Raw genomic sequence first — 25,791 nt, forward strand, 5'->3', positions numbered from 1 at the left:
TTGCAATCAACTGCGCCTTCGGCCAAGATGCCGCCGTCGCCCCCAAACATCCTTGCTCCAACCAATCCCCGTTGATTGACAGTGCTCGCTGAAGCCAATCCTGAGTTGTTCATCTACACATGCAATCTGTTGCGCGCCCCTTTAATTCCAGCGCATTCCAACAGAATTCTTTGCCAGTAATCACATCTTGCAATCTGCTTTCGGAGGTCAATTCATGCAGCATCGGCATCGCAAATTTCTGCTTAGCTTCCTAATCGTGACGGGTTTGCTGGTGGCGCTTCCTTTTGCGCCGCCGCAGGCCCAAACCCAAAAACGCGCGTTGCGCGCAGGGTTGCAACAACGCGCTCAACCTTCTGCTTTAGAAAATGGCGACAGCCCGACGGGCAATTTCGTGATCGTGGTCACGCCCGACGGCAAAGAGTGCCGTCCGCTGACGGCGCGCGAAGAACTGGAAATGGGCTTCAACCAACCACGCGGCGAATTGCGGGAGTTGGGCGACAACAGCCCGCGCCTCACCCAGCAGACCGGTTTGAAAATCACGCTGCGCGGAACCACGCAATTGGACGGCTTTCCGCAAGCCAAAGCCGCCTTCCAACGCGCGGCGGCCAAGTGGGAAGCCATCATCCGCACGCCGATCACGATCATTCTGGATGTGGATTTCGGCACGACCTTCTTCGGTACGCCTTATCCCGACCCGCGGATTCTTGGCCAAACAGGCACGCAAACCCTGTCTAACGCCTCCACGGACGCCTATGCTGGGTTGCGCGAGTCCTTGCTTGATGTTTCGGCCAGCGGGCAACAGACAGCGGTTTACAACGCCTTGCCCGCTACGACCTTGCCCACGGATTTAGGGCCAGCGACCGGCGGCAGCGGTTCATCCGCCAATTTGCGGGCACTGGGCATTTTGAATGCGACGCCTGATTTGCCCAATGAACCCGGCAACCCGCCCTCCATCGGGTTTAATTCAAACTTTGCTTTCGATTTTGATCCGAGCGACGGCATTGATTTCGATAAGTTCGATTTCGATTCGACCGCCGTCCACGAGATCGGTCACGCGCTGGGCTTCATCACGTTTATGGGCACCAAAGAATTGGTGCTGACCGCGAATCCGCCCGTGCCGCTGTTGCCGACGCCCTGGGATTTCTTCCGTTTCCGTCCGGGCGGCTTGGTGCTCAATTCGCTGAGCGCGCGGCAACGCGTGATGCTGGCGGGCGGCGAACAAACATTCTTTGCGGGCGGAGACGAGTTCGCACTGGCGACAGGTACTCCAAACGCCACCAACGGCGACGGCAACCAGGGCAGTCACTGGAAGGATTTTGAGCAGACCGGCAATTATGTCGGCATCATGGATCCGACCGGCGCGCGCGGCGAACGCCTCGACCTGACGGCTGCCGATTTGATCGCGATCAACTATTTCGGCTACCAACTCAGCAGCAACTTGCAGGTCTTTGAACAGATGTCCGTCTCTGATTTCTCCGTTGAAGAGAGCCAAGACCGCAGCAATGCGCTGGTCGTCAACCGCTTCACGCCGCAACGTTACCCCGCCAAACTGGAATCGGTGCGTGTGCCGATCCCCGCCGCGCCCAGCGGCGTGCAGACGGGCCAGCCATTGCGCATCATCGTGTTCGCCGATCCCAATCGCACGGGCCAGCCGCCCGCCAGTCCATCTTTGCTGTTGGATCGCACGATCAATTTGCCGACCTTGCCAAACAATCGCATCTACGATCTGGTCTTGACCAACGGCCCGGCGATCAACAGCGGCGACCTGTATGTCGGCGTGCAAACCACCAGCGCCATTATCCCGATTGCGGCGGATGTGAACGGACGGCAGCAAGGGCGCTCGTTCATCTCGACCAACAACGGCACCAGCTTTCAAGCGTTGACGACGCAAAGTGCGCCGGTCTCCGCGCCCGTCAATTTCGCCTTGCGGGCGTATGTGAGCGAGCCGTTTAACACGCCCGCGCCGACATTGGCGGCGATCAGTCCGGCGGCGGTAACGCCGGGCAGCGCGGCTTTCACGCTGACGGCGCTGGGCGGCGGCTTCCCGCTGGTGGTCAAAGCCTGGCGCTGGATTTGGTCGTCGGGGCCAATCAGCCCTTGCCAGCGATTACGCGACTAGACCCGCCGGGCAGCCCGGTGGGCGCGAACAATGTGACACTCAATGTCATCGGCACGAGTTTCAACGCGCAATCGCGTATTCGTGTCGGCGGCAATGAACGCACGACCAATTTGATCAACAGCACGCAACTCTCGACCGTGCTGACGCAAGCCGATTTGGCCGCTGCGGGGCAATTGGCGATCACGGTGGTGAATCCCGCGCCGGGCGGCGGCACGTCGAATGCGCAAAACTTCTTCGTGACGACCTGTGCCTTCACCACGAGCGTCGCCACGCAAACCTTCGCTTCGTTCAGCACGTTGACCAACAGCGGCGCGGTGGCCAGCGGCTTCATCCTCAACGCCGCGACACCATTAAATGGCAATTCGAGCGTTTGCGCCTGGACGGCCACGGTCAGCGACTCGTGGATTACGTTCAATGGCCCGACCAGCGGTGCCGGACGTTCGGCCATCACCTACACCCTTCAACCGCAACCGAACAACGCTACGGCAGCGCGCGAGGCCCGTGTGACCGTGGGCGGCCAGACGGTGAGCATTCGCCAACTGGGGCGCGCGGCGGCGATTTCAGCGGCGAGCTTTACGGCTGCGTTTGCGCCGCAAAGCATTGCTTCGCTCTTTGGCGCGGGCTTGGCGCGTGAGACGCTCTCTGCCGCAACCACGAACTTGCCGACCACGCTCTCGACCACGCGCGTGGTCGTGCAGGATGCGGCGGGCACGCAACGCCTCGCCCCGCTCTTTTTCGTCTCGTCGGGCCAGATCAATTTCCTGATTCCGCCAGGCACAGTGACGGGCGCGGCGCTGGTGCTGGTTGAAGTGGATGGGCTGCTTTACGCCGACAGCCGCATCACCATCGCCACGACGGCGCCGGGCCTCTTCACCGCGAACGCCAATGGCGCGGGTGTACCGGCAGCCGTGTTGTTGCGCACGCGCGCCGACAACTCGCAGGTTTTCGAGGTCATCGCCGACCGCGATCCAGCGACCAATCGTTTTGTGCCGCGTCCGCTTGATTTTGTGAACGACACCGACCGATTGACGCTGGTGTTGTTTGGCACCGGCATTCGGGGGCGGGCGAGTTTGAACGCCGTGCAATTCAAACTCGGCAACACCGATGTGCCCGTGCAATTCGCGGGCGCGCAAGGCGATCTGGTCGGGCTGGATCAAATCAACATGGATTTGCCGCGCAGTTTGCGCGGGGCCGGCACGCTCAACCTGACCGGCACGGTGGATGGACGCGCCATCAACACGGTGACGGTGGCGTTCAAATAAAGCCGCTCTTGACGCGCAGCGTCTTTGGAGTGCGTGTGGCACAGGCCGCCGCTTTGGTATTCCTTCAAGCATTTGCTGACCGAAGGAATACCAAAGCGGCGGCCTGTGCCACACGCACTCCAAAGATTTCGCCTTTCCTGCCACGCAAAAAATCAGATGACCGCAACGCCGTTCGTGCGGTACTGTAATGGCTCATTCCACACCTACAATTTAACTTTGCAAGGGGAGAGGATTACCAGATGTCTGAACAAACCACGCTCGACCAACTTTCGATCAATACCATCCGCACACTGGCGATGGATGGCGTCCAAAAAGCCAACTCCGGCCACCCCGGCATGCCGATGGGCATGGCGCCCGCGGCCTATGTCGTGTGGACGCGGCTGTTGCGCCACAACCCGAAAAATCCGCGCTGGGCCAACCGCGACCGCTTCGTGCTTTCGGCCGGGCACGGCTCGATGCTGCTCTATAGCTTGTTGTATCTGACCGGCTATGGAGATTACCCGCTCGATCAGTTGAAGCAGTTTCGCCAATGGGGCAGCCTGACGCCCGGCCATCCCGAAGTCGAACTTTCCACCGCGATTGAAACGACGACCGGCCCACTGGGACAGGGCTTTGCCAATGGTGTGGGCATGGCGATTGGCGCGAATTATCTGGCCGCATATTTCAACCGCGACGGGCACGAGCTATTTGACTATCACATTTACGCCATCGTTTCGGACGGCGATCTGATGGAAGGTGTCTCATCCGAAGCCGCGTCTTTAGCTGGCCATTTGAAACTGGGCCGTCTGATTTACCTTTACGACGACAATCATATTTCGATTGACGGCAGCACGAATCTGGCCTTTACCGAAGACCGCGCCAAACGCTTTGAAGCTTACGGCTGGCACGTGCAAACCGTGACCGACGCCAACGACGTGACCGCGCTCGAAGCCGCCATCAAAGCTGCGCAAGCCGACGCGCGCCCTTCGATCATCTGCGTCAAATCGGTGATTGGGTTCGGCTCGCCCAACAAAGCAGGCACCTCCAAAGCCCACGGCGAACCGCTGGGCGCGGACGAAATCAAGCTGACCAAACAGAACCTCGGTTGGCCTTCCGAAGAGCCGTTCTTTGTGCCGGAAGAAGCCCTCAACAATTTCCGCCAATGCGTCACGCGCGGCGCGCAATTCGAGAACGACTGGCAAGCGAAATTCGATGCTTACGCCCAAGCACACCCCGAACTGGCCGCCGAGTTAAATACCTGGCTGAGCGGCGAATTGCCCGCCGGGTGGCAGGACGCCCTGCCCGTCTTTCCCGCCGACAAACCGATGGCGACGCGCGAGGCGTCCGGCAAAGCACTCAACGCTTTCGCCGCGAAACTGCCGATGTTGATTGGCGGCTCGGCGGATTTGCGTCCCTCCAATAACACCTGGATTGATGGTTCGGAATCGTTTCAAGCCAGCAGCCCGCACGGCCGCAACTTCCATTTCGGCGTGCGCGAACACGCGATGGGTTCGGTGATGAATGGCATCGCGCGGACGCATCCGCTGATTCCTTTCGGCGGCACGTTCATGATCTTTTACGATTACATGCGCCCCCCTGTGCGCTTAGCCGCGATGATGGGCCTGGGCACGATTTACGTTTACACCCACGACAGTATCGGCCTGGGCGAAGACGGCCCCACACATCAACCCATCGAACAACTGGCTGGCATGCGCGCCGTGCCCGGGCTGACGCTGATCCGTCCCGCCGACGCCAACGAAACCGCTGTCGCCTGGCGCGTAGCAATTGCGCAACGACACAGCCCGACAGCGCTGGCCCTAACGCGGCAAAAGCTGCCGACCTTCGACCGCACGAAATACGCTTCAGCAGAAGGACTGACCAAAGGCGCGTATGTGATGAGCGATTCGCCCACCGGCAAGCTGGACGTCATCCTCATCGGCACCGGCTCCGAAGTCGCCGTGGCGGTTGAAGCCCAAGATGCTTTGGCCCAAGCAGGTATCGGCGCGCGCGTCGTCAGCCTGCCCAGTTGGGAATTGTTTGATGCCCAGCCACAGGCCTATCGCGACGAAGTGCTGCCGCCCACCGTGACCGCGCGTGTGGCGATTGAAACAGGCGTTTCATTCGGCTGGGAGCGCTATGTTGGTTCTGGCGGCGTGGTGATTGGGATGGATCGGTTTGGCGCGTCTGCTCCAGTTCAAGTATTGATGGAGAAGTTTGGGTTTACGGCGGGGAATGTCGTGGCGAAGGTGAAAGGGCTGCTTGGAAAGTAGTTTTCAGCGATGCACCGTGCGGCAATTTTACCGGACTGTGCACCGTTTCTGTTTGGGGCTATGATGCGGGCGTTTCAATCAACAGGCCCAAGGGCAGCAAACGCAGGCAAAGGGAACCAACCAATGACCAAGACACAAGTCTTGCTCACCGCCGCTGGCGTCATCGTCACCCTGATCGTGGCCGTTTGGGGTATCACGGCGGGCTATATGAACCGGCTCATTGACCAAACAGAGCGCAACACCACGCGGCTGATCGAGCAGTTCGAGAAGCGGATGAACGAGAACGCCGGCCAGCTTGAGAAGCGCATGAGCGAGCGCGACGAAAAGCTAGTGGCGAAGATTGATGGCCTGCGCAACGAAATGCTCGCACGATTCGAAACAGTGCAGCACCAGCTTGAAGAATTGCAGCGGCAGAACACACAGCGCGCGCTGATCGAAAAAGACGTGGTGACTTTGACCGCCAAGGTTGAAATGTTAGAACGCCGCGCCGCTTGAGCGGCAGGCTGACGCGGCGGTCGAGACGAAGCCTGCCAAGCAACGGGCGGTGCAGAAAGGCAAGGCCAAGTGACCTTTGAGTGGAATGACGACAAGGCAGCGCGCAATGCCGCCAACCATCAGGGCGTGACATTTGAAGAAGCTGCGACGGTGTTTAATGACGCCGGTGTGATGATCGAACCTGATTACGATCATTCAGAATATGAACAACGGTTTTGGGCTATCGGGTTTTCTGAGCAAGGGCGTATTTTGTTAGTGGTATTCGTGTATCGCGGCGAAAACGTTCATCTCATTTCGGCGCGCAAAGCGACTCCGCGTGAAAGGACAAACTATGGAAATCAAACTGATTGACGAAGACGAAGACAATGCTGACGATTTCGGTGCGGCTGAATACAGCCCGCGTGCGCCGCAGACAGAGCAAGAGCGCCAGCACCACGCCCACGCTAAAGAATTACAGGCTAAATTCCGCGCCCAAGCCACTGCACACTATGTGCGCCTGGCCGACGATCTAACTCAAGCCTTCCCAACGCCCGAAGCCGTCAATGACGCTTTGCGCCAAGTGCTGCGCGAAAGGCAGATGGCGGCGTAGCAGGTTGGGATAACTTTTTTTGAGACGGGCCGGGACATACCCGGAACCAGGCGCATCTTTGACAATTAGGCAGGACGGGGCAGAACTCAACGTTTTAGACTCGTATGTGTCCGTGAATGTGTCTGTAAAGCAAAACGGGCATCTTGGTGATGCCCGTAAATGGTTGATGTAGCTAATCGGGGCGAGAGGATTTGAACCTCCGACCTCTCGGTCCCAAACCGAGCGCTCTACCAGGCTAAGCTACGCCCCGTACTGCGCGGCCATTATACATACGCGTTGGGCAAGTTCAAATTGCGGGTTGGGTGGATTGACTCGCTGGCGCAGATCAGAGACGATTAGGCACCCTAAAACTCCACTCCCCCATTGCACGGAGGAACCATTGAAAAACAAGTTTATGCAAGTCTCCGCCACTGTAGGTCGCACCGGATTGGTTTGTCTCTTGGTGTGTTTGCTAGTTGGCCCGGCGGCATTCGCGCAAAAGAAACACAAGAGCACAAGCACCAAACCGCGCACCAGCGCACCCACACCGACACCCACGCCGCCGCCAGTCAACCTGAGCACCGAGGCTGGTTATGTCGCCGAGCAACTGAAAATCGTCACGCGCTTCGTTTACGTTTACGGCAAGATCGCCAATGGCCTCGAATTGGCGGAAGAGCAATCGCGGCGCGGCGAGTTGTCGCCTGCGGCGGAAGCCAAAAATCGCCAGACCAAAGAGGCCGTGGCTACCAACATCAGTGGTGTGCGCACCGGGCTGGAAACCTTGTCGAAGCGGTTCCAGGCCAATGCCCGCTTACAGGTGCAGTATCTGAAATTGTCGTATGCCGCCGAATCGGCGGCGAATGCGGAGCGGCTGGTGGCCGGTGGCCGCTTTGATGAAGCCGGCAAAAGTCTGGTGCAAGCGGTGGAACGCTTAACCGATGTGTTGATCGCTTTGCGTTGAGTCTGTCATCAACCGCTAGCCTGGCACCGCGTTCAGTTGTTTTTGTTTGGCTAAGGGCGAAAGCTGGCGCAGCTTTTCGACCAGCGGGGGCAGGATTTCCAACACGTAATCCACTTCTTCTTTTGTATTGTCTTTGCCCAGGCTGAAGCGCAACGCGCCCCGCCCGTTATCCTGATTCAGCCCCAAAGCCACCAACACATGCGATGGTTCGACCGAACCGGAAGCGCAGGCCGAACCGGTCGAGACGGCAATGCCTTTCAAGTCGAGTGAAATCTGCAAGCCTTCGCCTTCGACAAAATCAAAATTGAAATTGGCGACGTGCGGCAAGCGTTGTTGTGCATCGCCGTTGCGCGCGATGTCGGGAATTTTTTCGAGCAGGCCCGCTTCCAAATAATCGCGCAGCCCGCGCAACTGCTCGCTGCGTTCGGCTAAATTCAGCCGCGCTAATTCCGCTGCCTTGCCAATACCGACAATCAACGGAACGCTCTCAGTGCCCGCGCGCCGGTCGCGTTCGTGATGCCCGCCGTGCATTTGGCTGGTGAGCCGCACGCCTTTGCGCACATAAAGCACGCCGATGCCTTTGGGGCCATGAAATTTGTGCGCGGTCAGTGCCAGTAAATCCACGCCGAGCGCCTGTACATCCACGGGCGCTTTGCCGATGGATTGCACCGCGTCGGTGTGCAGGTATAAGTGGCGCTGGCCTGCCGCGCGCCGTTCTTTGATTAGCGCCGCGATGTCCGCAATGGGTTGCAGCGTGCCGATCTCGTTGTTGGAATGCATCAGCGTGACCAGCACGGTGTCGTCGCGCAACGCGGCTTTGACATCGCTGAGCCGCACGATGCCTTCGTGATAAACCGGCAGACGCGTCACCGTCCAGCCCTGCTTTTCGAGTTCCGCGCACGAAGCCAGCACGGCCGGATGTTCGATTTGCGACGTAATGATGTGTTGGCCCGCGGCGGCGTGCGCGGCGGCGATACCCTTGATTGCCAGGTTGTCGGCTTCGGTGCCGCCCGAAAGAAAGGTGATCTCAGACGGTTGTGCGTTGATGAGTTGGGCGACCTGCTGGCGTGCCGTTTCGATGGCTTGTTTGGCTTGCTGCCCCCAGCGATGCGTGCTTGAAGCATTACCAAAAGCTTCGCTGAAGTAAGGCAGCATCGCCTGTACGACTGCGTCATCCACGCGCGTGGTGGCGCTATTATCCAAATAGATTTGTTTGCTTGTCATAGCTCGTCTCCTGCGGTCACAGCATAGATTTCAGACGGGCAATGTCAAGCAGGCAGGGTCTATGTATGCTCCGAAAATTTGCCACCGAGGCACAGCGGACGATCTGGCAGCGTGTGTTGTGTCCGGAGCCAAAGTCTCACAGGGTAAAGGTTTTTTTTTCTGCCCCCCAAACAACCTGTGCTGCTGTGGCTGAGCCTGACTAGACCTTGCTGTAGCAGGCCACCGCTGGTTTTCAGAGTCCGCCTATGTTCATGCGCCCAGCCAGGCTGGCAATCACCGCGATTAGCTCGGCGGCCTCGACCGGCTTGGATACGTGCATTTGGAAGCCAGCCGCCAGCGCCCTGGTGCGATCCGCGCTGCGGCTGTAACCGGTGAGCGCCACCGCCGGTATTTCGCCGCCTTGCGCGGCTGGCAGCGCCCGCAGCTTTCTGAGGAGGGCGTAACCATCTACTTCCGGCATCCCAATATCCGAAACCAGGATTGCCGGCGGCCATTGCGCAATGACTTCTAAGACCTCCGCCGCCGAGGCGCAGGCTCTTACGTCCGCGCCGCGCTGCTCCAACATGGTCAACAACAAGTCGCGTGAACCCGCCTCATCGTCCACCACCAAAATGCGCAAGCCATCCAGCCGAATCGCCTCAGCGAGGGCCGCGATGGATGCGCCGCTGGCGTCTGCCGCTTTGAATTCAGTGCTTTCTTTCTGCCGGTCTCTGATGGGCAGCGTTACGGTAAAGGTCGCGCCCTGTCCGTCGCCCGGACTATCGGCGTGCACTGTTCCGCCGTGTAATTCCACCAAGTGGCGCACAATCGCCAGCCCCAGGCCCAGTCCGCCATATTTGCGTTCGCTGCTGGTGTTGGCCTGACTGAAGCGGTCGAAGACATAGGGCAGAAACTCCGGGCTGATGCCCGCGCCTGAATCGCGCACAGTGAGCCGCAAGTGGCTGTCGGCACGCGCCAGGCCGATCTCGATGCGCCCGCGATGGGGGGTGAACTTGACCGCGTTTGACAGCAGGTTCCAGACAATCTGCTGCAAGCGCGCCGGGTCGCCTGAAACCTCGCCGTCCTGGGTGGCGAGCTGCCAGCGCAGTTGAATCGCTTTGGCTTCCGCCGCCGGACGAATCGAGTCGAGCGCCGTCTCGACGATCTGCCGCAGTTCCAGCGGGCGAACATTCAACGTGAGTTTGCCGGTGATGATGCGCGAGGTGTCCAACAGGTCTTCGATAAGTTGCGCTTGCGTCTGGGCATTGCGTTCGATGGTTTCGAGCGCGCGTTCGGTGGCGGCCTGATCAAGTTGGCCCGTGCGCAATATCTGCACCCAACCCAGGATCGCATTGAGCGGCGAGCGAATTTCGTGCGAGATCATGGCGACGAATTCATCTTTGGCGCGGCTGGCCGTTTCGGCTTGCTCACGGGCAGCGCGCTCGCTGACCAGGAGTTGGGCGCGCTCGTCTTCACTACGCTTACGCTCGGTCACGTCGCGCAGGATTACGGTGAAGAGCTTTTGACCATCGGCTTCCATGTGCGAAATGGAGGCTTCGATGGGAAACTCTTCGCCGTTTGTGCGCAAGCCGCTCAACGCGCCTAGCGCTCCCATGCGGCGGCTGGTGACCCCCGTCGTGCCGAAGCTCCCGATGTGCTGGCGGTGGGCGTCACGAAAACGCGCTGGAATAAACCGGTCGAGCGAGCCACCACGCGCTTCACCGCCTGAGCAGCCAAACATCTGCTCGGCGGCGGGATTGAACAACAGGATGCGTTGCGCGGCATCTACGACGATGACGGCATCCATTGCCGAATTGATCAATCCGGCCAAGCGCGCTTCACTCCCGCGCAAAGCTTCCTCTGCCCGTTTGCGCTCCGTAATGTCCATCCCACCTGCGAGCGCGCCCCGCACTTTGCCTGCCGAATCGTAAAGCGGAGCGGCGTGCATGAGAAGGTGAACGCGCCGCCCATCGCTCAGGACCAGTTCGTACTCTTCATCCTGAACCAGGACCCGTTCATGCGCCGCCCGCTGCATCGGCAATTGCTCGGGTGGAACATCCACGCCAGCGCGCAACGTGCGATAAACGACCGCCTCGCTGGCTGGGGTACTGCGCGAGACATTTCCTCCGGCGGAAGCGCCCAGCAGAGCGTTGGCCACAGGGTTGCCGACGATGTGTTTGCAGTCGGGATCGTCAGACCGCCAGATGGGGGTTGGCATAGTCGCAAACAGCGCTTCTAACTCTTTGGCGCGCGCTCGCTCGCGGGCCTCGCTTGCACGCAACGCTTCCTCCGCCCGCTTGCGCTCGGTGATGTCCATGTTCGTCTCGAGCACGGAGCCGGGCTGCCCTTGCGCGTCGCATTCCAGCACCCAGCAACTGAGCACGGTCACAAGCTGACCGTCCTTGCACGTGTGGATCAGTTCGCCTTGCCAACGGCGGTTGCGGCGCAAGTCGGTGACGATCTCAGGGAGCGGTTTGGGAAAGACGGTTTTGAAGAGCGTGTGCGTGACTTGGCCCAGCGCTTCCTCGCTCGTCCACCCGTAGAGTTCCGCCGCCGCGCGATTCCAGCGCATGATATGGTCTTGCGCGTCGCGCACGATGATGGCATCGAAGCCGGAATCAAGCATCCGGGCCAGTTCAACGAGCAAAGCGCGTTCTTTTTCGACCTGGCGGCGCTCGGTTATATCGCGGAAGATCAGCACTGCGCCAATGACCTTTCCTTCAGCATCTTTGATGGGCGCGCCGCTGTCATCAATTGGGATTTCTGCCCCATCCCGTGCGATCAGCAGCGTGTGATTTGCCAGGCCGACAATGATGCTTTCCTGCATCGCCCGCAGCGCCGGATTCTCGACCGGCTGGCGCGTTTCTTCGTTGATGATGTGGAAGACCTTTTCTAACGGTAGGCCCGCCGCCTCAGTGTTTTGCCAGCCAGTCAACGTTTCCGCCACCGGGTTCATAAACGTCACCTGGCCGTGGGCGTCAGTGGCAATCACCGCATCCCCGATGCTGCTGAGGGTGACGCGGTAGCGTTCGCGTTGTTCCCGCTCTCGGGCTTCACTCGCTTCGGTTTTCCGGCGCGCCCGATGCAGGCTTTCGGCCAGCCAACAGTTGAACACACCCGCCAGCGTAAAAATGATCAATTGTGCTGGTGCCGTCGGCTCTGTCACCACGAATGAAAATTGCGGCGGAAGAAAGACGTACCAGGTCGTGATGGCGCTGAGCACGGTCGCCAGCAGCCCTGGCCCCATCCCGCCAAACCACGCACACAGGACAACCGTCGGTAAATAAATAATGAACGGCGCTCTGAGTTCAAGGATTGGGTCGAGCGCAAACCGCAAGAGCGTGGCGAGCGTTACCGCCACGATCGTAAAGGCATAGCGCGTTACAAACGTAGGATTACGGGAGAAGATCATTTCGCCTCCTGAGTTGTTTGGATGAGTGGGTGACCGGCGAACTTTATCATAGGCACAGCGGAAGATTAAGAAAGGGGACTTAGATCAGTTTGCAATTGCGTGTACGGGCAGCGTGGGGGGTGCGGTACCGCGCGCGTGAGCAAGCGGAGGCGCTGCCCTGCTGCCAATTCGCCTCACTTGACGCGCCGCTTGCTCACGCGCGCGGTACCGCACCGCCGTTCAGTGGTTTTCCCGTACACGGAAGTGAAAACCGATCTAGGACGCTGAGGCCGTTGCCATAACCAAAGTGAAACACGTCGTTGCCGCCGCCCCGCTTGCTTGTTTTGCTCGCCCTGATGTTGTAGAAAGTCTGCACCCCTTTCGGAAATCCCCTGACGCAACCGCTGTGTAGAAATAGCAGAAGGAGACAATAATGAAAGTGAGTTCCCGCCTTTTTATCCACGCGCTCGCCGCCGTGGCGCTGTGCGTTTTCAACTTGCAAGCACAAACCCGAACCACCAGTTCCGGCCAGGCACGTCCGACCGTTCGTACCAACGATCCCGCGACCTATCGCTATCCCTGGGAACACGGCTATCGCGCGGGTTACGAAGACGGTTACGTCAAGGGCAAGAGCGATTTCAACGACGCCAGCCCGCGCAATGCGCAAAGCAGCGAAGCCTATCGCCGTGCCGACCGGGGCTACGCGGAAAGAATGGGACGTCTGGCCGAGTTTCAGGACGCCTACCAAATCGGCTTTGAATTAGGCTATGACGATGGCTATTTCGGGCGCGGTTACACGGTGGCCATCCCGCCGAATCTAGGCAAAGTCGTGGCTGCCGATGTGGCGGCCAGCGCGGAAACGACACCCGCGCCGCCCACGCCCGCGCCCAGCAATCGCACGCGGACGGCGGATGCCACGCCCGCGCCGCGCCAGGATGACCGTCGCCCAGCCAGTGCGCGCGACCGCATCGTGGTGCGCGACGGCGTCGAGATGAAAGTCCGGCTGCAAACGCCGATCAGCACCAAAACCAACCGCGAAGGCGACCAATTCACCGCCGTCGTGCTCGATCCGTCCGAATACGCCGACGCCACCGTCACCGGCCACATCGCCAAACTCAACAAGTCGGGCAAGCTGTCCGGCAAGACCGAACTGTCACTGACGTTCGATTCGATTGAAATGCCCAACGGCCAGCGCGGACGCTTTGCCGCGCAGGTCGAACGCGTTTATGAAAGCGAACAGGTCAAAACCGTTGACGAAGAGGGCAATGTCGAAACCGGCAGCCGCACCAAAGACACCGCCGTGCGCACCGGCGGCGGCGCAGTGCTCGGCGCAATCCTTGGCGGCGTCATCGGCGGTGGTAAAGGCGCAGCCATCGGCGCCGCTGTCGGCGCGGGCGCGGGCGCAGGCTCCGTGATTTATCAAGGCAGCAAAGACCTGCAACTCGACCCCGGCACAGAGATGCTGATTCGCACGGCGGCCCCGGCGCAATCACGCGACTAACCGATTGCGGATTTGGGATTGCGGATTGCGGATTCATCCTCCCAATCCACAATCCACAATCCGCAATCCGCAATCGAATGATTACCCTGCTCACCGATTTCGGCACGACCGATTATTTCGTGCCCGCCGTCAAAGGCGTCATCCTCACGCTTCAGCCAAGCGCCCAACTGATTGACCTGACGCATGACATTCCCGCCCAGGACATTCAGCACGCCGCCTTCACGCTCGGCGCGTGTTACCGCAACTTTCCGCCCGGCACGATTCACCTCGCTGTGGTTGACCCCGGCGTAGGCTCCGCCCGTCGTCCCCTCGTCGTCGCAGCCGGACAGTATTTTTTTGTCGGCCCCGACAACGGGCTTTTCAGTTTTGTCTACGCCCGCGAACCGGAAGTGCGCGTCTATCACGCCGCTCGTCCCGAATTTCACCGCCCGCAACCGAGCGCCACCTTTCACGGACGCGACGTCTTTGCCCCGCTGGTCGCCTGGCTCGCGCGCGGCATTCATCCCACTTCGTTCGGGCCGGAGATCAGCGATTACGTCCGCCTTGCCATTCCGCAACCACAAGCCGACGCGGACGCCAACACGATTAGTGGCGAGATCATCCACATTGACCGCTTCGGCAACTGCCTCACGAACTTCACTGAAAGCGAATTGCCGCTCACTTCCGCACTCTGCCCGCCGCCGCCTATGTTTAGCATCGGCGAGCACGCGGTCACCCAATTCGGCACGCACTTCGCGCAAGCCGCGCAGCCGGAGCAACTGTTCGCGTATTTGGGCAGTGCGGGGTATTGGGAAGTGGCGTTGTGGTGCGGGTCAGCGGCAGCGAGAGGTGGGATTGTACGGGGGGCGAAGGTGAAACTGATTTGGTGAATGACGGCGATGAACCGCGCGCGTAAGCAAGCGGCAGTCGGCAACTCAGGCACAATGCGCGCCAGGCGACGGCTCCGCTTGCGCGCGCGCGCGGTACCGTACCAGCGAGGCCGTCAGCGCCGCTTTTCAATGACGGTTTCCAGCAACGGTTGGTCTTGCGCTTGAAGCGGCGGAAAAGTGAGCGGCGGCAGCGGCGCATCAGCTTCGACAAATACGTCTGCGTCCGGCACGGGCACCCGTTTGGGCGGCAGCGTCACGACGATGCGATTTTCCGCCTCTTGCCGTTGGCGCAAGTCGGCCACCATGGCGTGAATGTCATAGTTGAATTGCGCCGCCCACTCTTCACGAATTTTGTGCAGTTCCTCAAGGATTGGGTCTTCCAGCATTTCTCACACTCCAAATTCTTCCGGCGTGCCGATGGCCGGAGGTTGATAACCTGCGGCGCGGCAGCTTTGCTCAATCGCGCCGCGCATCGTCAGGTTGGCGATGTGCTTGCAGTTCCAGGTCAACAAATAGAGCACCCGGAGTGGCGTCCCCCGCTTGCGCCGCCTCGCTCACACGAAGGCGGCGGAAGAGCAATGGATCAGCCCGATCCAAAATTCTCAAAAAATTTCATGCGCTTCGCGCATAGTTAAAAGGGTAAAGAGGGTAAAAGGGCAAAGGGCTACGGAGTCCTCGAACCGGACACAACACGAAAGCCGATAAAGAGGCCGCGGTGGCCGGGCGTATTATTGAGACGATAGGCCGAGCGGCAGTACCTTGAATTGAAGTGCTCCAGGAACCGCCGCGCAGCACCCGGCGACTTGAGTCTCCGCCACTCAACCAAGCTGAGCCATCCGCCGGCGCGTCCTTGTAATCACTATGCCAAACATCTTCGCACCATTCCCACACATTGCCGTGCATATCGTAAAGCCCAAACTTGTTCGCCTGTTTCTGCCCGACCGGATGCGTCGTGCTGCCAGCGTTCTTGCCATACCAAGCCATCGCCTCCAACTCACCCGCGTAATCGCCCGTCGTGCCCGCGCGGCAAGCGTATTCCCATTCAGCTTCGCTCGGCAGCCAATACGTTTTGCCCGTCAACTCGCTCAGCTTTTTGCAGAAGGCTTGCGCATCTTCCCACGAAACCAGTTCAACCGGACGCTTGAGATCGCCTGTGAAGTGGGACGGATTGCTGCCCAGCACAGCCTGCCATTGCGCCTGTGTCACTGCGAACTTGCCGCAATAAAACGCGGGCACAATGACTTCGTGCTGCGGCCTTTCGTTGTCATAGCCCGTGTTCTTTGGCGAACCCATCAGGAATTTGCCACCGGGCACGAGCAGCATTTCAAGCGGCACACCGTTGAGGTTTTCGCTGAATTGGGGGGCAAGCACCGCTTCATTGAGAAGTATAGCGGGCGAGGGCATCGAAGCACTTAAATGTGCTGGGTGTGGCCGCACTCTTGGGGAAGGCTCAACACGCGGCGCGGGCGTGGGCTGTTGAGGCGGCTGTGGCTGTGCTGGTGGCTGCGGGGACGGCTTTCCAAGCTTCCGTAAGCCAACCTCAAACGCGCCCAGCAAATCCTCCCAGCCATAATCCTCAAACAAATCCACCCATTGCAGGTGCTCCAAAATGTCCGGCACCACGCAATCATCCAGCCGCGCCGGGATCAGGTAAACGTCGTCTTCGAATTTGTCCTGCGCCTGTTCAAGCGCCTGTTTGATCTCGCGCCGCAAAAAGCCGCGCTTGTTGATCGAAGTTTCCGACAGACACACCAGCACGAAATCGGAGCCTTTGAGCGCGCGTTTGAGCACCGGTTCCCACTGCTGGCCCGGCACGATATGTTCGCGGTCGAGCCAGGGTTCAAACCCCGCGTCTTTCAAACGCTGATGCAAAGCCTTGACTCGCGTCGAGTCTTCGCGGGCATAGCTGATGAAGATTTGCGCCATCGAGGGATACCTGAAGTTGCATTGAAGGGTTGCGGCTCAGCGTTGGGGCTTGTTGCAGCGGACTGAGCGCGCACTATCTAACCGATGTGCGCGTGGCAGCGCAAGCCTGCCAGACGCAAGCTTGGCCGAAGCTGACAAAGTGGTTCCACCGCCCGTTAGGCCGCGCGTTGACTGTTGGCAACTTCTGCCGGTTCGTCAACGGGGATGCGTTGTGGCGCAAACGAGACGACGGGGCGGTCTTCAGTTTTTTCCTGCGCTTGCAGATCAGCCACGATGGCTTGCAGGTCGTAATTGAATTTGGCGGCCAGTTGGTCGCGGATTTGGTGCAACTCTTCAATGATCGGATCGGTCGTCATAGTATTTCTCCTAATTCTTCAGGTGTGCAGATGACTGACGGCTCATAGCCAGTAGCGCGAAAGATGCGCTCAACCATACGCCGCACGTGCGCATTGGCGATGTGTTTGCAATTCCAAGATAGCAAATAATCAATCCCGTTGGCCGTTGCTACGGCAATATGCAAGGCGTCACGTTGCGCTTTCACCGGCAAGGCTCCGCGTTTAAGTAGCTCATCCGCCAGCGCGTGCGCTTCATTCGTCACTTTCAGCAAGGACAGTCCGGCCAGTGCCTGCATCCGTTTGGCAATCTCGCCAGGATCACCTAAGCGCGCTTCTTGCAACACGACTTCTGAAATAAACAGGTCATATTTTTCCCGTTCATTGTCCCACCAGTCATTGGCCAATTGTTGCCGCGCGGCCACAATCAAATCACGGCTGCGGCGTGCGACCAGGTAGCTGACCATGCTGGTTTCAATGTAGACTTTTGCCATTGGCTGTGCTCCTTTTGCGGTGGCTATGCTACTGCAAGCTCCCGCTCCCGCAAATACTTGATCTTGTCGCGCAACTCCGCCGCCTGTTCGAACTTGAATTGCTTGGCCGCCTCGCGCATTTCGTATTCAAGCTGCATCAGCGTCTCCTTGATTTTCTCCCGGCTGTAATCGTCGTAGGCGTCCAGATTCAGCGGCACTTTGAAGTAGTCGGCTTCGTAGGCCGTGACCAGCGTGGCTTCGATGGGTTTGATGATGGATTGCGGGGTGATGCCGTGCGCGGTGTTATAGGCGATCTGTTTGGCGCGGCGGCGTTCGGTTTCGCCGATGGCGCGGCGCATGGAATCGGTCATTTTGTCGGCATACAGAATCGCCTTGCCGCGCGCGTTGCGGGCGGCGCGGCCCATGGTTTGAATCAATGACGATTCGCTGCGCAAGAAGCCTTCCTTGTCAGCGTCCAGGATGGCGACGAGCGAGACTTCGGGCAAATCCAAACCCTCGCGCAGCAGGTTGATGCCGACCAGCACGTCGAATTCGCCGCGCCGCAAATCGCGCAGGATTTTGATGCGTTCGAGCGTTTCGACTTCGCTGTGCAGGTAGCGCACCTTGATGCCGAGGTCGCCGTAATAATCGGTCAGGTCTTCGGACATCTTTTTGGTCAGCGTCGTGACCAGCACGCGTTCATTACGTTCGACGCGCACGCGGACTTCTTCCAGCAAATCGTCAATCTGGCCGCGCACGGGGCGGATTTCGACTTCGGGGTCGAGCAGGCCGGTGGGGCGGATGACCTGTTCGATGAATTCGCCTTGCGTCTGTTGTAATTCGTAAGGGCCGGGCGTGGCCGAGACGTAGATGCGTTGGGTGGCGCGCTGGTCCCACTCTTCAAATTTCAGCGGACGGTTGTCTAGGGCCGACGGCAGGCGGAAGCCGTAATCCACCAGCGTGGTTTTGCGTGACCGGTCGCCGTTATACATGCCGCGAATTTGCGGGATAGATTGGTGGCTTTCGTCAATCACGACCAGCGTGTCGGCGGGCAGGTAATCGTAAAGCGTGGGCGGCGGTTCACCGACGGCTTTGCCGGTGAGGTGGCGCGAATAGTTTTCGACGCCGCGGCAATAGCCGAGTTCGTTGAACATTTCGAGATCGTACATCACGCGCTGGTGCAGCCGTTGCGCTTCGATCAGTTTGTTTTGTTCGATCAGCTTTGGCTCCCACGCTTCCAACTCGGCCTTGATGGTTTGCACGGCGCGTTTGACGGTCGGGCGCGTGGTGACGTAATGCGTTTTGGGATAGATCGCGATGCCGCCTTCGAATTTTTGCAGCACTTCGCCGAGCAGCGGATCAATCAACGAAACCGCATCCACCTCGTCGCCCCACAATTCGATGCGCAGGGCTTTGTCTTCATAACTGGGATAGACCTCGATCACGTCGCCGCGCACGCGAAAGGTGCCGCGTCCGAATTCGATGTCGTTGCGTTCGTAAAGCAGTTCGACCAGTTTCTTGATGATCTCGTCGCGTTTGATCTTCTGCCCCGGTTCGACAAACAGCGTCATGCCGAAGTAGGTGTTCGGATCGCCGATGCCGTAAATGGCCGAGACCGAGGCGACGATGATGACATCGCGGCGCTCAAACACCGAGCGCGTCGCGCTCAGTCGCAGCCGGTCAATCTCTTCGTTGACCGTCGCTTCTTTTTCGATGTAAATATCGCTCGACGGCACATAAGCTTCGGGCTGGTAGTAGTCGTAGTAGCTCACGAAATACTCGACGGCATTTTCGGGAAAGAAGGTTTTGAATTCCTGAAAGAGTTGCGCGGCCAGCGTCTTATTGTGCGCCATCACCAGCGTCGGGCGTTGGACGCGGTTGATGACCTGCGCGATGGTGAAGGTCTTGCCACTGCCCGTGATGCCGAGCAGTGTTTGGTGCTTTTCGCCCGCGTTGAGGCCGTTGACCAGGGCTTCAATCGCCGCTGGTTGATCGCCTTCGGGTTGGTAGTCGGAATGGAGTTTGAAGAGTTGGGTCATAGGATTACTCGTGATTAGTGCAGTACCCGGTCGCTTGAATGTTCGACAAGCTGCCAGCTTGTCGAAGCCTCGGCTGACAGCCGATTGGTTGAACGGTCCGGCCTCGGCAAGCTGGCAGCTTGTCGAACAACCCGGTCGCTATCGCTCGCGGTACTGTACCTTGCGCCAGTGACCTCGACAATCCGTGGCCGATGCACATTTTTCGCCATTCAAAGCCAATGCTATGATGCCCACCGCGCTATGGAAAATCTCAAGCTTTACACCCGCACGACCTTGCTGACCTCCGCTGTCATGACGGCGGTGTTGGTGGTGGTGGCGTTCTTTTTTATCACGAAGGCGCGCGCCATCGAGCGGCAGGAGCAGGAGCAGCGTGCGGAGTTATGGGCCACCGTGCTCGCCAATCAAATCGCCATCAACCCCTCGAAAAAGACGCTGGAATTGCACAGCCGTGTGATTTCCTTCGGGCAAGAGCACGAGCGGCAGATTCGCCAAATTCGGATTTACAGCGCAACCGGACGTGAGGTCGTCAGCCTCGTGGCTGACGAACCGGAAACCCTGGCGCAAAATGATCTGAACAGTTTGCACCGTGGCGCTTCGCTGGCGCGTCCAAAAGAGAATGAGGCGGCGGGTGAACCGCTAATCTATGCCGCCGCGCCCATCTTCAATGAAGACCGCTTTGAAGGCGTCGTCACGCTGACGGCGCGGCGTGACCAATTCTCGTCGTTGGCGCGCCGTTTGATTACGTTGACGCTGGCCTTGCTGGCGCTGGCGCTGCTTTCGATCACGGCGCTGCTTTACTTTCTGTTCAGCCAGGTGCTCTATCGCCCGGTGGAAAGTTTGTTGTCGGCCATGACCGAAGCGCGCACAGGCCGCCTGGAGGCCGTCGCCCCCGTGCACGCACACGATGAATTTGGACAGTTGGCCGTCTCGTTCAATCATTTGCTGGCCCAGTTGCGCGCGATGACGGCGGAGCGCGAGGCCTATCAGAAACAGTTGGAAGAGCGCGTGCACGACGCCACCACCGAGTTGGCCGAACGCAACACGCAGCTCGAAGAAGCCAACGCCGCGTTGTTTGAAATCCAGCGCGAACTGACCAAATTCGAGCGTCTGGCCGCGGCCGGACAGATGGCCGCGCAATTCGCCCACGAAGTCGGCACGCCGCTCAATCTGATTTCGGGCCACGTGCAATTGCTGGCCGCGCGCAAGGGCGACGCCAAAACGGCGGAGCGGTTGGAACTGATCGGTTCGCAAATCGCGCGCATCGAGCGCATTGTGCGCAATATGCTCGACGCCACGCGCCGCCCACAGCCACAGTTCGAAGCGCTTGATCTCAATGCCTTGCTGACTCGCATTTTTGAAATCACCGCGCCGACCCTGGCCGCGCATCAGGTTGAATTGCAGACCGAACTCGCTGAAACGTTGCCGTTCGTGCAGGCTGACAACGAACAGTTGCAGCAGGTTTTCATCAATCTGATCAACAATGCGCTCGATGCGATGCCGCAAGGCGGAGAGCTGTGCTTTCGCACCGCCGTGGTTGATGACTTTGCGCTGGTCAGTTGCCGTGATTCGGGCGAGGGCATTCGCGCCGAGATCAAAGCGCGCGTCTTCGATCCGCTCTTCACGACCAAATTGCGCGGGCTTGGCACCGGCTTGGGTTTGGCCGTCGCGCAACAAATCGTGCGCGAACACGGCGGCGAAATCACCGTGGAAAGCGAACTGGGACAAGGCGCGGAATTTCAGTTGCGCCTGCCGTTGGCGGGCATCGAGAATTTAGCTACGCACGAAGCCCAAGAGCATGGAGTTCAGCCTTTAGGCTGTCTGGGCGCGCTGCCGCGCGCTGAACAAGCTAACGCTTGAACTCCATGCTCTTGGGCCGTGTGGCGTGAATTGGCGCAAAGCGGCCTATGACAGATAACAAAACAATTCTAGTGATTGACGACGATCCCGACACGTGCAACTTCCTGCGCGAGATTTTCGAAGAGGAAGGCTGGCAGGTGCGGACGGCCTCCAATGCCAATGCCGCGCTGGCGGCGGTGCAGGCAGAACCGTTTGCGCTCATCGTCAGCGACATCAATCTGAACGAAGAACTCAACGGGCTGGCGTTGCTCAAGCATTTCCGCCAACTCGCGCCCGAGACGCAGGTGATTCTCGTCAGCGGTTTCGGCACGCTCGAAACCGCCATCGAAGCCGTGCGCGAGGGGCGCCTTCGATTTCATCAGCAAGCCGTTCAACGTGCAGGAAATCGTGGCGATGGCGCGGCGCGCGCTCTCGCTGACCCGCGCCGAACAACGCGCCGAAACCGCAGCCTTGCAGGAACTGTCGGTGCGTTACGCCACCTCGGGGCTGGTCGGCCACAGCCGCCAGATGATTGAGTTGTATATGGAAATCGCGCGCGTGGCGGCCTATCGCTCGACCGTGCTCATCATCGGCGAATCGGGCACGGGTAAGGAACTGGTCGCGCGCGCCATCCACGCGCACAGCCCGCGTGTGACGCAGCCGTTCGTCGCCGTCAATTGCGGCGCGCTCACCGAAACGCTGCTCGAAGCCGAACTCTTCGGCCACACCAAAGGCAGCTTCACGGGCGCAATCGCCGACAAGAAAGGGTTGTTTGAAGAAGCCGAGGGCGGCACCTTGTTTCTGGATGAAATCGGCGAGACCTCGCCCGCCTTGCAGGTCAAGCTGTTGCGCGCCTTGCAGGAAAGCGAAATCCGCCGCGTCGGTTCGAGCAAACCCGTCACGGTGGACGTGCGCGTCGTGGCCGCCACCAATCGCAAGCTGGAAGATGAAGTCAAAGCGGGCCGCTTTCGCGAAGATTTGTATTACCGGCTCAGCGTTATCACATTGCGTGTTCCCCCCTTGCGCGAACGGCGCGAAGACATTCCGCTGCTCGCGCATCACTTCCTGCAACGGGCCTGCCAGGAGACGGGCAAGCGCGTGACGCTGGCCGAAGGCGCACTCGAAACCTTGCGCCATTACGCCTGGGTCGGCAACGTGCGCGAGTTAGAGAACACCATCGAACACGCCGTGTTACACGCGCGTGGCGCGTTGATTACGCCGGATGATTTGCCCGCCCGTGTGCGTGGCCAGGACGTGCAAGCGCAACCACAGCCGGTGACCGAGGCGCAATTCTTTGCCGACCTGCCTGCGCTGGAAGAATTGGAGCGGCGCTATTTGATTTACGTGCTCGACGCCGTTGCGGGCAATCGCACCCGGGCCGCCGAGGTCTTGCAGATTGACCGACGCACGCTTTATCGCATGGCGGAACGCTTCAAACTCAAACTGGACGAATAACCTGGGTACGCACCGCTTCCAGCGTGCGGGCTTGGCTACAGACGAATCAGTGCCGGAGGGTTTCCTTTCAGCATCCGTCCGCCAATTGCCAAGCCTGCACGCTGGAAGCGGTGCGTACCCAGGGATAAAGACTATGATTCTGCGCGAACGAATTCTCGAACAATTGACCGCCAAGAAAACCAGCCTGCTGGCCTTTGAAGACGAGTTTCAGCAGGAGGCCGAAACCTATGCCGCCGCGCTGGAACAGTTCTGCCAATTGTCGCTGGCGGAATTGGAAAGCCGGCTGAGCGCGCACGAATGCCCCGGCGCTTTGCCGACGCCCGAGTTTGGCAGCGTGCCGCAGATGTGCCTGGACTTCGCGCCGCAATTCAACCATCACGCCGACGCGCGCGCCTGGGCCAGCGCAATGTTGCTGGGCCACACCACGGTCGCCGCCGATGGCAGCCAGATTTTGCCGAATGATGAAATGAGCATCCCGGTCGCGGCGGTGCAGGTGGCCTGGTTCAGCAATGCGCACACGCGCGCGGGGCGTTATGTCAAAGACTTGGTGTTTGAATTGTTGCCGCCCGAAGACTTGTTGATCGAATTGCGCGGTGAGCGCCAGTTTTCCGAACAGGCGGTCAGCGTGCGGCGCTTTCGGTTGGAGGTCAAAACACTTTGCGAGCAGATGTGCGCGCTGGCTGCCGATGAAACGCAGCGGGCGCAATTGCCGCTGGTGCTCTTTGACAGTTCCCTCGTGATTTCGTTTGCCGAACAGTTGCACGAAGAGTTGGGGCAGCAATACATCAGCGCGGTACTCGAACTGTTGCGCTGTTCGGAACAGACGCGCGTGCCCGTGGTGGGTTATGTGGATTCCAGCCGCGCGCACGATCTGACGAAACTGCTTTCCATCTGCTTCAACCTGCGCGAAGCCGAGCGCGTGCACGATGCGCAGTTGTTGAGCGCGCGTATGAACTGGGGCGCTCGCTCGCCGTTTTTCATTTGCGCGCGGGGCAGTTCGCGCAGCAATCAGCCAAGCGTGTTGGAAGGGTTTGCCGAATATCGGCGCGGCATCGGGTTTGTTTATCTGAAGACCAACGCGCAGGCGCCACCCGCGCGCTTGGAAATTCCGCGCTGGGTCTATGAACAGGGGTTGCTGGATGAAGTCGTTGATCTGGTGCGCGCGGAGGTGATCGTCGGCAACGGCTATCCTTACGCGCTGGAAACCGCCGACGCGGCAGCCGTGTTGAGCGGCTCCGACCGCGAGGCGTTTTATCGCATCTTTCAACGCTTCGCCGAAGAACAGGGCATCAAGCTGCGCATTTCACCAAAGGCCGCCAGCAAGGCGCGCCGCAGGTGAACGCAGACAAACGCAGATTTAAGGGAGGTTTTTGATTGATGAAATCATTGCTGCTGAGCGCGCTGTGCGCGCTCTTTTCGTGCGCGGCGTCTGCGCAGACGCCTGACCAACTCTTTGCCGCGCCCAACGTGCGCCGCGCGCTGGATTACCTGAAAGCCACCGAGGCTGAAACGCTAAGCGACCAGATCAAGGCGTGCGAGATTCCCGCGCCGACGTTTCAGGAAGAGCAGCGCGCGGCCTGGTTCAAGCAGCGGTTTACTGAATTGGGTTTGAAGAACGTCCGGATTGATCGCATCGGCAACGTGATCGGCGAACGTCCGGGCGCGGGCGGCGGGCCTGTGTTGGTGCTGGCCGCGCATCTCGACACGGTTTTCCCGGCGGGCACCGACGTGCGCGTCAAACGCGACGGCACGATGCTGAGCGCGCCCGGCATCGGCGACGATTCGCGCGGCTTGGGCGTGATCGTTGGCGTGGCGCGCGCGCTGAACGAAGCGAAAATCGAAACGGCGGGCACGATCCTATTCGTTGCCAACGTCGGCGAAGAGGGCCTGGGCGATCTGCGCGGCGTGCGGCATTTGTTCAACGAAGAACTCAAAGGGCGCGCGACACATTTTATTTCGGTGGATGGCACGGGACTGGGCATCACGAATACAGCGGTCGGCGTGGTGCGTTACCGCGTGACGTTGCACGGGCCGGGCGGACACAGCTACGGCGCATTCGGGTTGCCGAGTCCGATTCACGCGCTGGGCCGGGCGATTGAAAAGATCGCGCGTTTCCAGGTACCGCAAGCGCCGAAGACGACCTTCAACGTCGGCAAAATCGAAGGCGGCACCTCGGTCAATTCCATCGCGCACACGGCGTGGATGGAAGTGGACATGCGTTCGGAAAGCGCCGCTGAATTGAACAAGCTCGAAGCCGAATTCAAACGCGCCGTGCAAGCCGCGCTGGATGAAGAGAACGAGCGCGGCACGGGCGACAAGAAACTGATGGCGGAATTGAAGATCGTCAGCCAGCGTCCGGCGGGCGTGACGCCGGCGGATGCGCCGATTGTGCAAATCGCGCGCGCGGCGGATCGCGCGTTGGGCCTCACGACCAAGTTGAGTTCGGGCAGCACTGATTCAAACATCCCGATCAGTTTGGGCATTCCCGCAATCACGATTGACGGCGGTGGGCAGGGCTTCGGCGCACATGCGCTGGATGAACGCTTTGACACGACGAACAGTCACCTGGGCACACAGCGCGCGTTGTTAATTGCGTTGGGTATCGTGGGAGTGAGGTGAGCCGATGCGGGCATTATTGCAACGCGTGACGCGCGGGCGCGTGACGGTGGGCGAGCGAGTCACTGGCGAAATTGGCAATGGCTTGGTGATCCTGTTAGGTGTTGGCGCTGACGATACTGAGGCCGAAATCGAATTGCTGGCGCAAAAGATCGCCAACCTGCGCATCTTTGCGGACGTCGACGGCAAGTTCAATTTGTCGGCGCTGGACGTGCGGGCCGAATTGCTGGTCGTCTCGCAATTCACGCTGTATGCCGATGTGCGCAAGGGGCGGCGGCCCAGTTTTACTGACGCGGCGCGCCCTGAGTTCGCCGCGCCCTTGTGCGACAAGTTCGTGGCGCGGTTGCGCGAGTTGGGTTTCAAAGTCGAGACCGGCGAATTCCAGGCGCTGATGGAAGTCGAGATTCACAACACGGGGCCGGTGACGATTTGGATTGATACGGCGGATTTGCCGCGCGCGAAATGACGTTTGGTTTTCAGTCTATTCGGGGCGAGA

General features: G+C 59.7%; 20 protein-coding genes, 1 tRNA gene and 2 pseudogenes. 14 read left to right on the plus strand and 9 right to left on the minus strand.

Annotated features, from left to right (window positions below; translation table 11 throughout):
• Positions 1-214 precede the first annotated feature (214 nt).
• From HY011_02775 to HY011_02800, 6 genes are all read left to right on the plus strand, one after another.
• Complete coding sequence (locus tag HY011_02775; GenBank protein MBI3421839.1) at positions 215-2,119, plus strand: hypothetical protein; 1,905 nt, start codon at positions 215-217, stop codon at positions 2,117-2,119.
• Positions 2,098-3,381: a hypothetical protein gene (locus HY011_02780; protein MBI3421840.1), complete on the plus strand. Its 1,284-nt coding sequence runs from the start codon at positions 2,098-2,100 to the stop codon at positions 3,379-3,381. Before HY011_02775 ends, HY011_02780 begins: the two co-directional genes overlap by 22 nt.
• A 239-nt stretch (positions 3,382-3,620) precedes the next feature.
• Positions 3,621-5,630: a transketolase gene (tkt, locus tag HY011_02785; protein MBI3421841.1), complete on the plus strand. Its 2,010-nt coding sequence runs from the start codon at positions 3,621-3,623 to the stop codon at positions 5,628-5,630.
• Positions 5,631-5,753: 123 nt separating this feature from the next.
• Positions 5,754-6,125, plus strand: a complete 372-nt coding sequence (locus tag HY011_02790) for a hypothetical protein (GenBank protein ID MBI3421842.1) — start codon at positions 5,754-5,756, stop codon at positions 6,123-6,125.
• Between the two features lie 69 nt (positions 6,126-6,194).
• On the plus strand, positions 6,195-6,476 hold the full coding sequence (locus HY011_02795) for a BrnT family toxin (GenBank protein ID MBI3421843.1): 282 nt from the start codon (positions 6,195-6,197) through the stop codon (positions 6,474-6,476).
• Entirely contained in the window at positions 6,457-6,714 is a 258-nt protein-coding gene (locus tag HY011_02800; GenBank protein ID MBI3421844.1) for a hypothetical protein, read from the plus strand. Before HY011_02795 ends, HY011_02800 begins: the two co-directional genes overlap by 20 nt.
• A gap of 176 nt (positions 6,715-6,890) precedes the next feature.
• On the opposite strand, the gene HY011_02805 is transcribed toward HY011_02800, so the two are convergent.
• Positions 6,891-6,964, minus strand: a tRNA-Pro gene (locus HY011_02805).
• Between the two features lie 129 nt (positions 6,965-7,093).
• Between HY011_02805 and HY011_02810 the strand changes: the two genes are divergently transcribed.
• Positions 7,094-7,654 (plus strand): hypothetical protein, encoded by a 561-nt coding sequence (locus HY011_02810; protein ID MBI3421845.1) that lies wholly within the window; start codon positions 7,094-7,096, stop codon positions 7,652-7,654.
• A 15-nt stretch (positions 7,655-7,669) separates the two neighbouring features.
• Here HY011_02810 and nifS read toward each other — a convergent pair whose 3' ends face one another.
• Both nifS and HY011_02820 read right to left on the minus strand, forming a co-directional pair.
• On the minus strand, positions 7,670-8,878 hold the full coding sequence (nifS, locus tag HY011_02815; GenBank protein MBI3421846.1) for a cysteine desulfurase NifS: 1,209 nt from the start codon (positions 8,876-8,878) through the stop codon (positions 7,670-7,672).
• 232 nt (positions 8,879-9,110) lie between these two features.
• Complete coding sequence (locus HY011_02820) at positions 9,111-12,269, minus strand: PAS domain S-box protein (protein ID MBI3421847.1); 3,159 nt, start codon at positions 12,267-12,269, stop codon at positions 9,111-9,113.
• Between the two features lie 412 nt (positions 12,270-12,681).
• Here HY011_02820 and HY011_02825 point away from each other — a divergent pair, with 412 nt between their 5' ends.
• Entirely contained in the window at positions 12,682-13,749 is a 1,068-nt protein-coding gene (locus tag HY011_02825) for a hypothetical protein (protein ID MBI3421848.1), read from the plus strand.
• Positions 13,750-13,826: 77 nt separating this feature from the next.
• Positions 13,827-14,618, plus strand: a complete 792-nt coding sequence (locus HY011_02830) for an SAM-dependent chlorinase/fluorinase (protein ID MBI3421849.1) — start codon at positions 13,827-13,829, stop codon at positions 14,616-14,618.
• 113 nt (positions 14,619-14,731) lie between these two features.
• Here the strand turns inward: HY011_02830 and HY011_02835 are convergent, their stop codons facing one another.
• From HY011_02835 to uvrB, 6 genes and pseudogenes are all read right to left on the minus strand, one after another.
• Positions 14,732-15,004 carry a hypothetical protein gene (locus tag HY011_02835; protein ID MBI3421850.1) on the minus strand — a complete coding sequence of 91 codons (273 nt, stop codon included), beginning with the start codon at positions 15,002-15,004 and terminating at the stop codon, positions 14,732-14,734.
• A 278-nt stretch (positions 15,005-15,282) separates the two neighbouring features.
• Positions 15,283-16,022, minus strand: a pseudogene (locus HY011_02840) (formylglycine-generating enzyme family protein).
• 156 nt (positions 16,023-16,178) lie between these two features.
• Positions 16,179-16,544: pseudogene (locus tag HY011_02845) on the minus strand (toll/interleukin-1 receptor domain-containing protein).
• Between the two features lie 155 nt (positions 16,545-16,699).
• Positions 16,700-16,900 carry a hypothetical protein gene (locus HY011_02850; protein ID MBI3421851.1) on the minus strand — a complete coding sequence of 67 codons (201 nt, stop codon included), beginning with the start codon at positions 16,898-16,900 and terminating at the stop codon, positions 16,700-16,702.
• Entirely contained in the window at positions 16,897-17,370 is a 474-nt protein-coding gene (locus tag HY011_02855) for a type II toxin-antitoxin system VapC family toxin (GenBank protein MBI3421852.1), read from the minus strand. Before HY011_02855 ends, HY011_02850 begins: the two co-directional genes overlap by 4 nt.
• Before the next feature lie 23 nt (positions 17,371-17,393).
• Complete coding sequence (gene uvrB, locus HY011_02860) at positions 17,394-19,388, minus strand: excinuclease ABC subunit UvrB (GenBank protein MBI3421853.1); 1,995 nt, start codon at positions 19,386-19,388, stop codon at positions 17,394-17,396.
• 240 nt (positions 19,389-19,628) lie between these two features.
• On the opposite strand from uvrB, the gene HY011_02865 reads away from it, so the two are divergent.
• The 5 genes from HY011_02865 to HY011_02885 all read left to right on the plus strand — a co-directional run bounded on the left by HY011_02865 (position 19,629) and on the right by HY011_02885 (position 25,761).
• Positions 19,629-21,245 carry a HAMP domain-containing protein gene (locus HY011_02865; GenBank protein MBI3421854.1) on the plus strand — a complete coding sequence of 539 codons (1,617 nt, stop codon included), beginning with the start codon at positions 19,629-19,631 and terminating at the stop codon, positions 21,243-21,245.
• A gap of 393 nt (positions 21,246-21,638) precedes the next feature.
• Positions 21,639-22,679 carry a sigma-54-dependent Fis family transcriptional regulator gene (locus HY011_02870; protein MBI3421855.1) on the plus strand — a complete coding sequence of 347 codons (1,041 nt, stop codon included), beginning with the start codon at positions 21,639-21,641 and terminating at the stop codon, positions 22,677-22,679.
• A gap of 133 nt (positions 22,680-22,812) precedes the next feature.
• Positions 22,813-24,018 (plus strand): DNA double-strand break repair nuclease NurA, encoded by a 1,206-nt coding sequence (locus HY011_02875; GenBank protein ID MBI3421856.1) that lies wholly within the window; start codon positions 22,813-22,815, stop codon positions 24,016-24,018.
• A 38-nt stretch (positions 24,019-24,056) separates the two neighbouring features.
• Positions 24,057-25,298 carry a M20/M25/M40 family metallo-hydrolase gene (locus tag HY011_02880; protein MBI3421857.1) on the plus strand — a complete coding sequence of 414 codons (1,242 nt, stop codon included), beginning with the start codon at positions 24,057-24,059 and terminating at the stop codon, positions 25,296-25,298.
• A 4-nt stretch (positions 25,299-25,302) separates the two neighbouring features.
• Positions 25,303-25,761 (plus strand): D-tyrosyl-tRNA(Tyr) deacylase, encoded by a 459-nt coding sequence (locus HY011_02885; protein MBI3421858.1) that lies wholly within the window; start codon positions 25,303-25,305, stop codon positions 25,759-25,761.
• The last annotated feature ends 30 nt before the right edge of the window (positions 25,762-25,791 follow it).

This window comes from Acidobacteriota bacterium (assembly GCA_016196035.1).
GTDB lineage: Bacteria > Acidobacteriota > Blastocatellia > RBC074 > RBC074 > JACPYM01.

Coding starts and splice junctions, on each gene's coding strand:
- HY011_02775 (MBI3421839.1), top strand. CDS start 215: ATGCAGCATCGGCATCGCAAATTTCTGCTTAGCTTCCTAATCGTGACG.
- tkt (MBI3421841.1), top strand. CDS start 3,621: ATGTCTGAACAAACCACGCTCGACCAACTTTCGATCAATACCATCCGC.
- HY011_02790 (MBI3421842.1), top strand. CDS start 5,754: ATGACCAAGACACAAGTCTTGCTCACCGCCGCTGGCGTCATCGTCACC.
- HY011_02800 (MBI3421844.1), top strand. CDS start 6,457: ATGGAAATCAAACTGATTGACGAAGACGAAGACAATGCTGACGATTTC.
- nifS (MBI3421846.1), bottom strand. CDS start 8,878: ATGACAAGCAAACAAATCTATTTGGATAATAGCGCCACCACGCGCGTG.
- HY011_02820 (MBI3421847.1), bottom strand. CDS start 12,269: ATGATCTTCTCCCGTAATCCTACGTTTGTAACGCGCTATGCCTTTACG.
- HY011_02825 (MBI3421848.1), top strand. CDS start 12,682: ATGAAAGTGAGTTCCCGCCTTTTTATCCACGCGCTCGCCGCCGTGGCG.
- HY011_02830 (MBI3421849.1), top strand. CDS start 13,827: ATGATTACCCTGCTCACCGATTTCGGCACGACCGATTATTTCGTGCCC.
- HY011_02835 (MBI3421850.1), bottom strand. CDS start 15,004: ATGCTGGAAGACCCAATCCTTGAGGAACTGCACAAAATTCGTGAAGAG.
- HY011_02850 (MBI3421851.1), bottom strand. CDS start 16,900: ATGACGACCGATCCGATCATTGAAGAGTTGCACCAAATCCGCGACCAA.
- HY011_02855 (MBI3421852.1), bottom strand. CDS start 17,370: ATGGCAAAAGTCTACATTGAAACCAGCATGGTCAGCTACCTGGTCGCA.
- uvrB (MBI3421853.1), bottom strand. CDS start 19,388: ATGACCCAACTCTTCAAACTCCATTCCGACTACCAACCCGAAGGCGAT.
- HY011_02865 (MBI3421854.1), top strand. CDS start 19,629: ATGGAAAATCTCAAGCTTTACACCCGCACGACCTTGCTGACCTCCGCT.
- HY011_02870 (MBI3421855.1), top strand. CDS start 21,639: ATGGCGCGGCGCGCGCTCTCGCTGACCCGCGCCGAACAACGCGCCGAA.
- HY011_02875 (MBI3421856.1), top strand. CDS start 22,813: ATGATTCTGCGCGAACGAATTCTCGAACAATTGACCGCCAAGAAAACC.
- HY011_02880 (MBI3421857.1), top strand. CDS start 24,057: ATGAAATCATTGCTGCTGAGCGCGCTGTGCGCGCTCTTTTCGTGCGCG.
- HY011_02885 (MBI3421858.1), top strand. CDS start 25,303: ATGCGGGCATTATTGCAACGCGTGACGCGCGGGCGCGTGACGGTGGGC.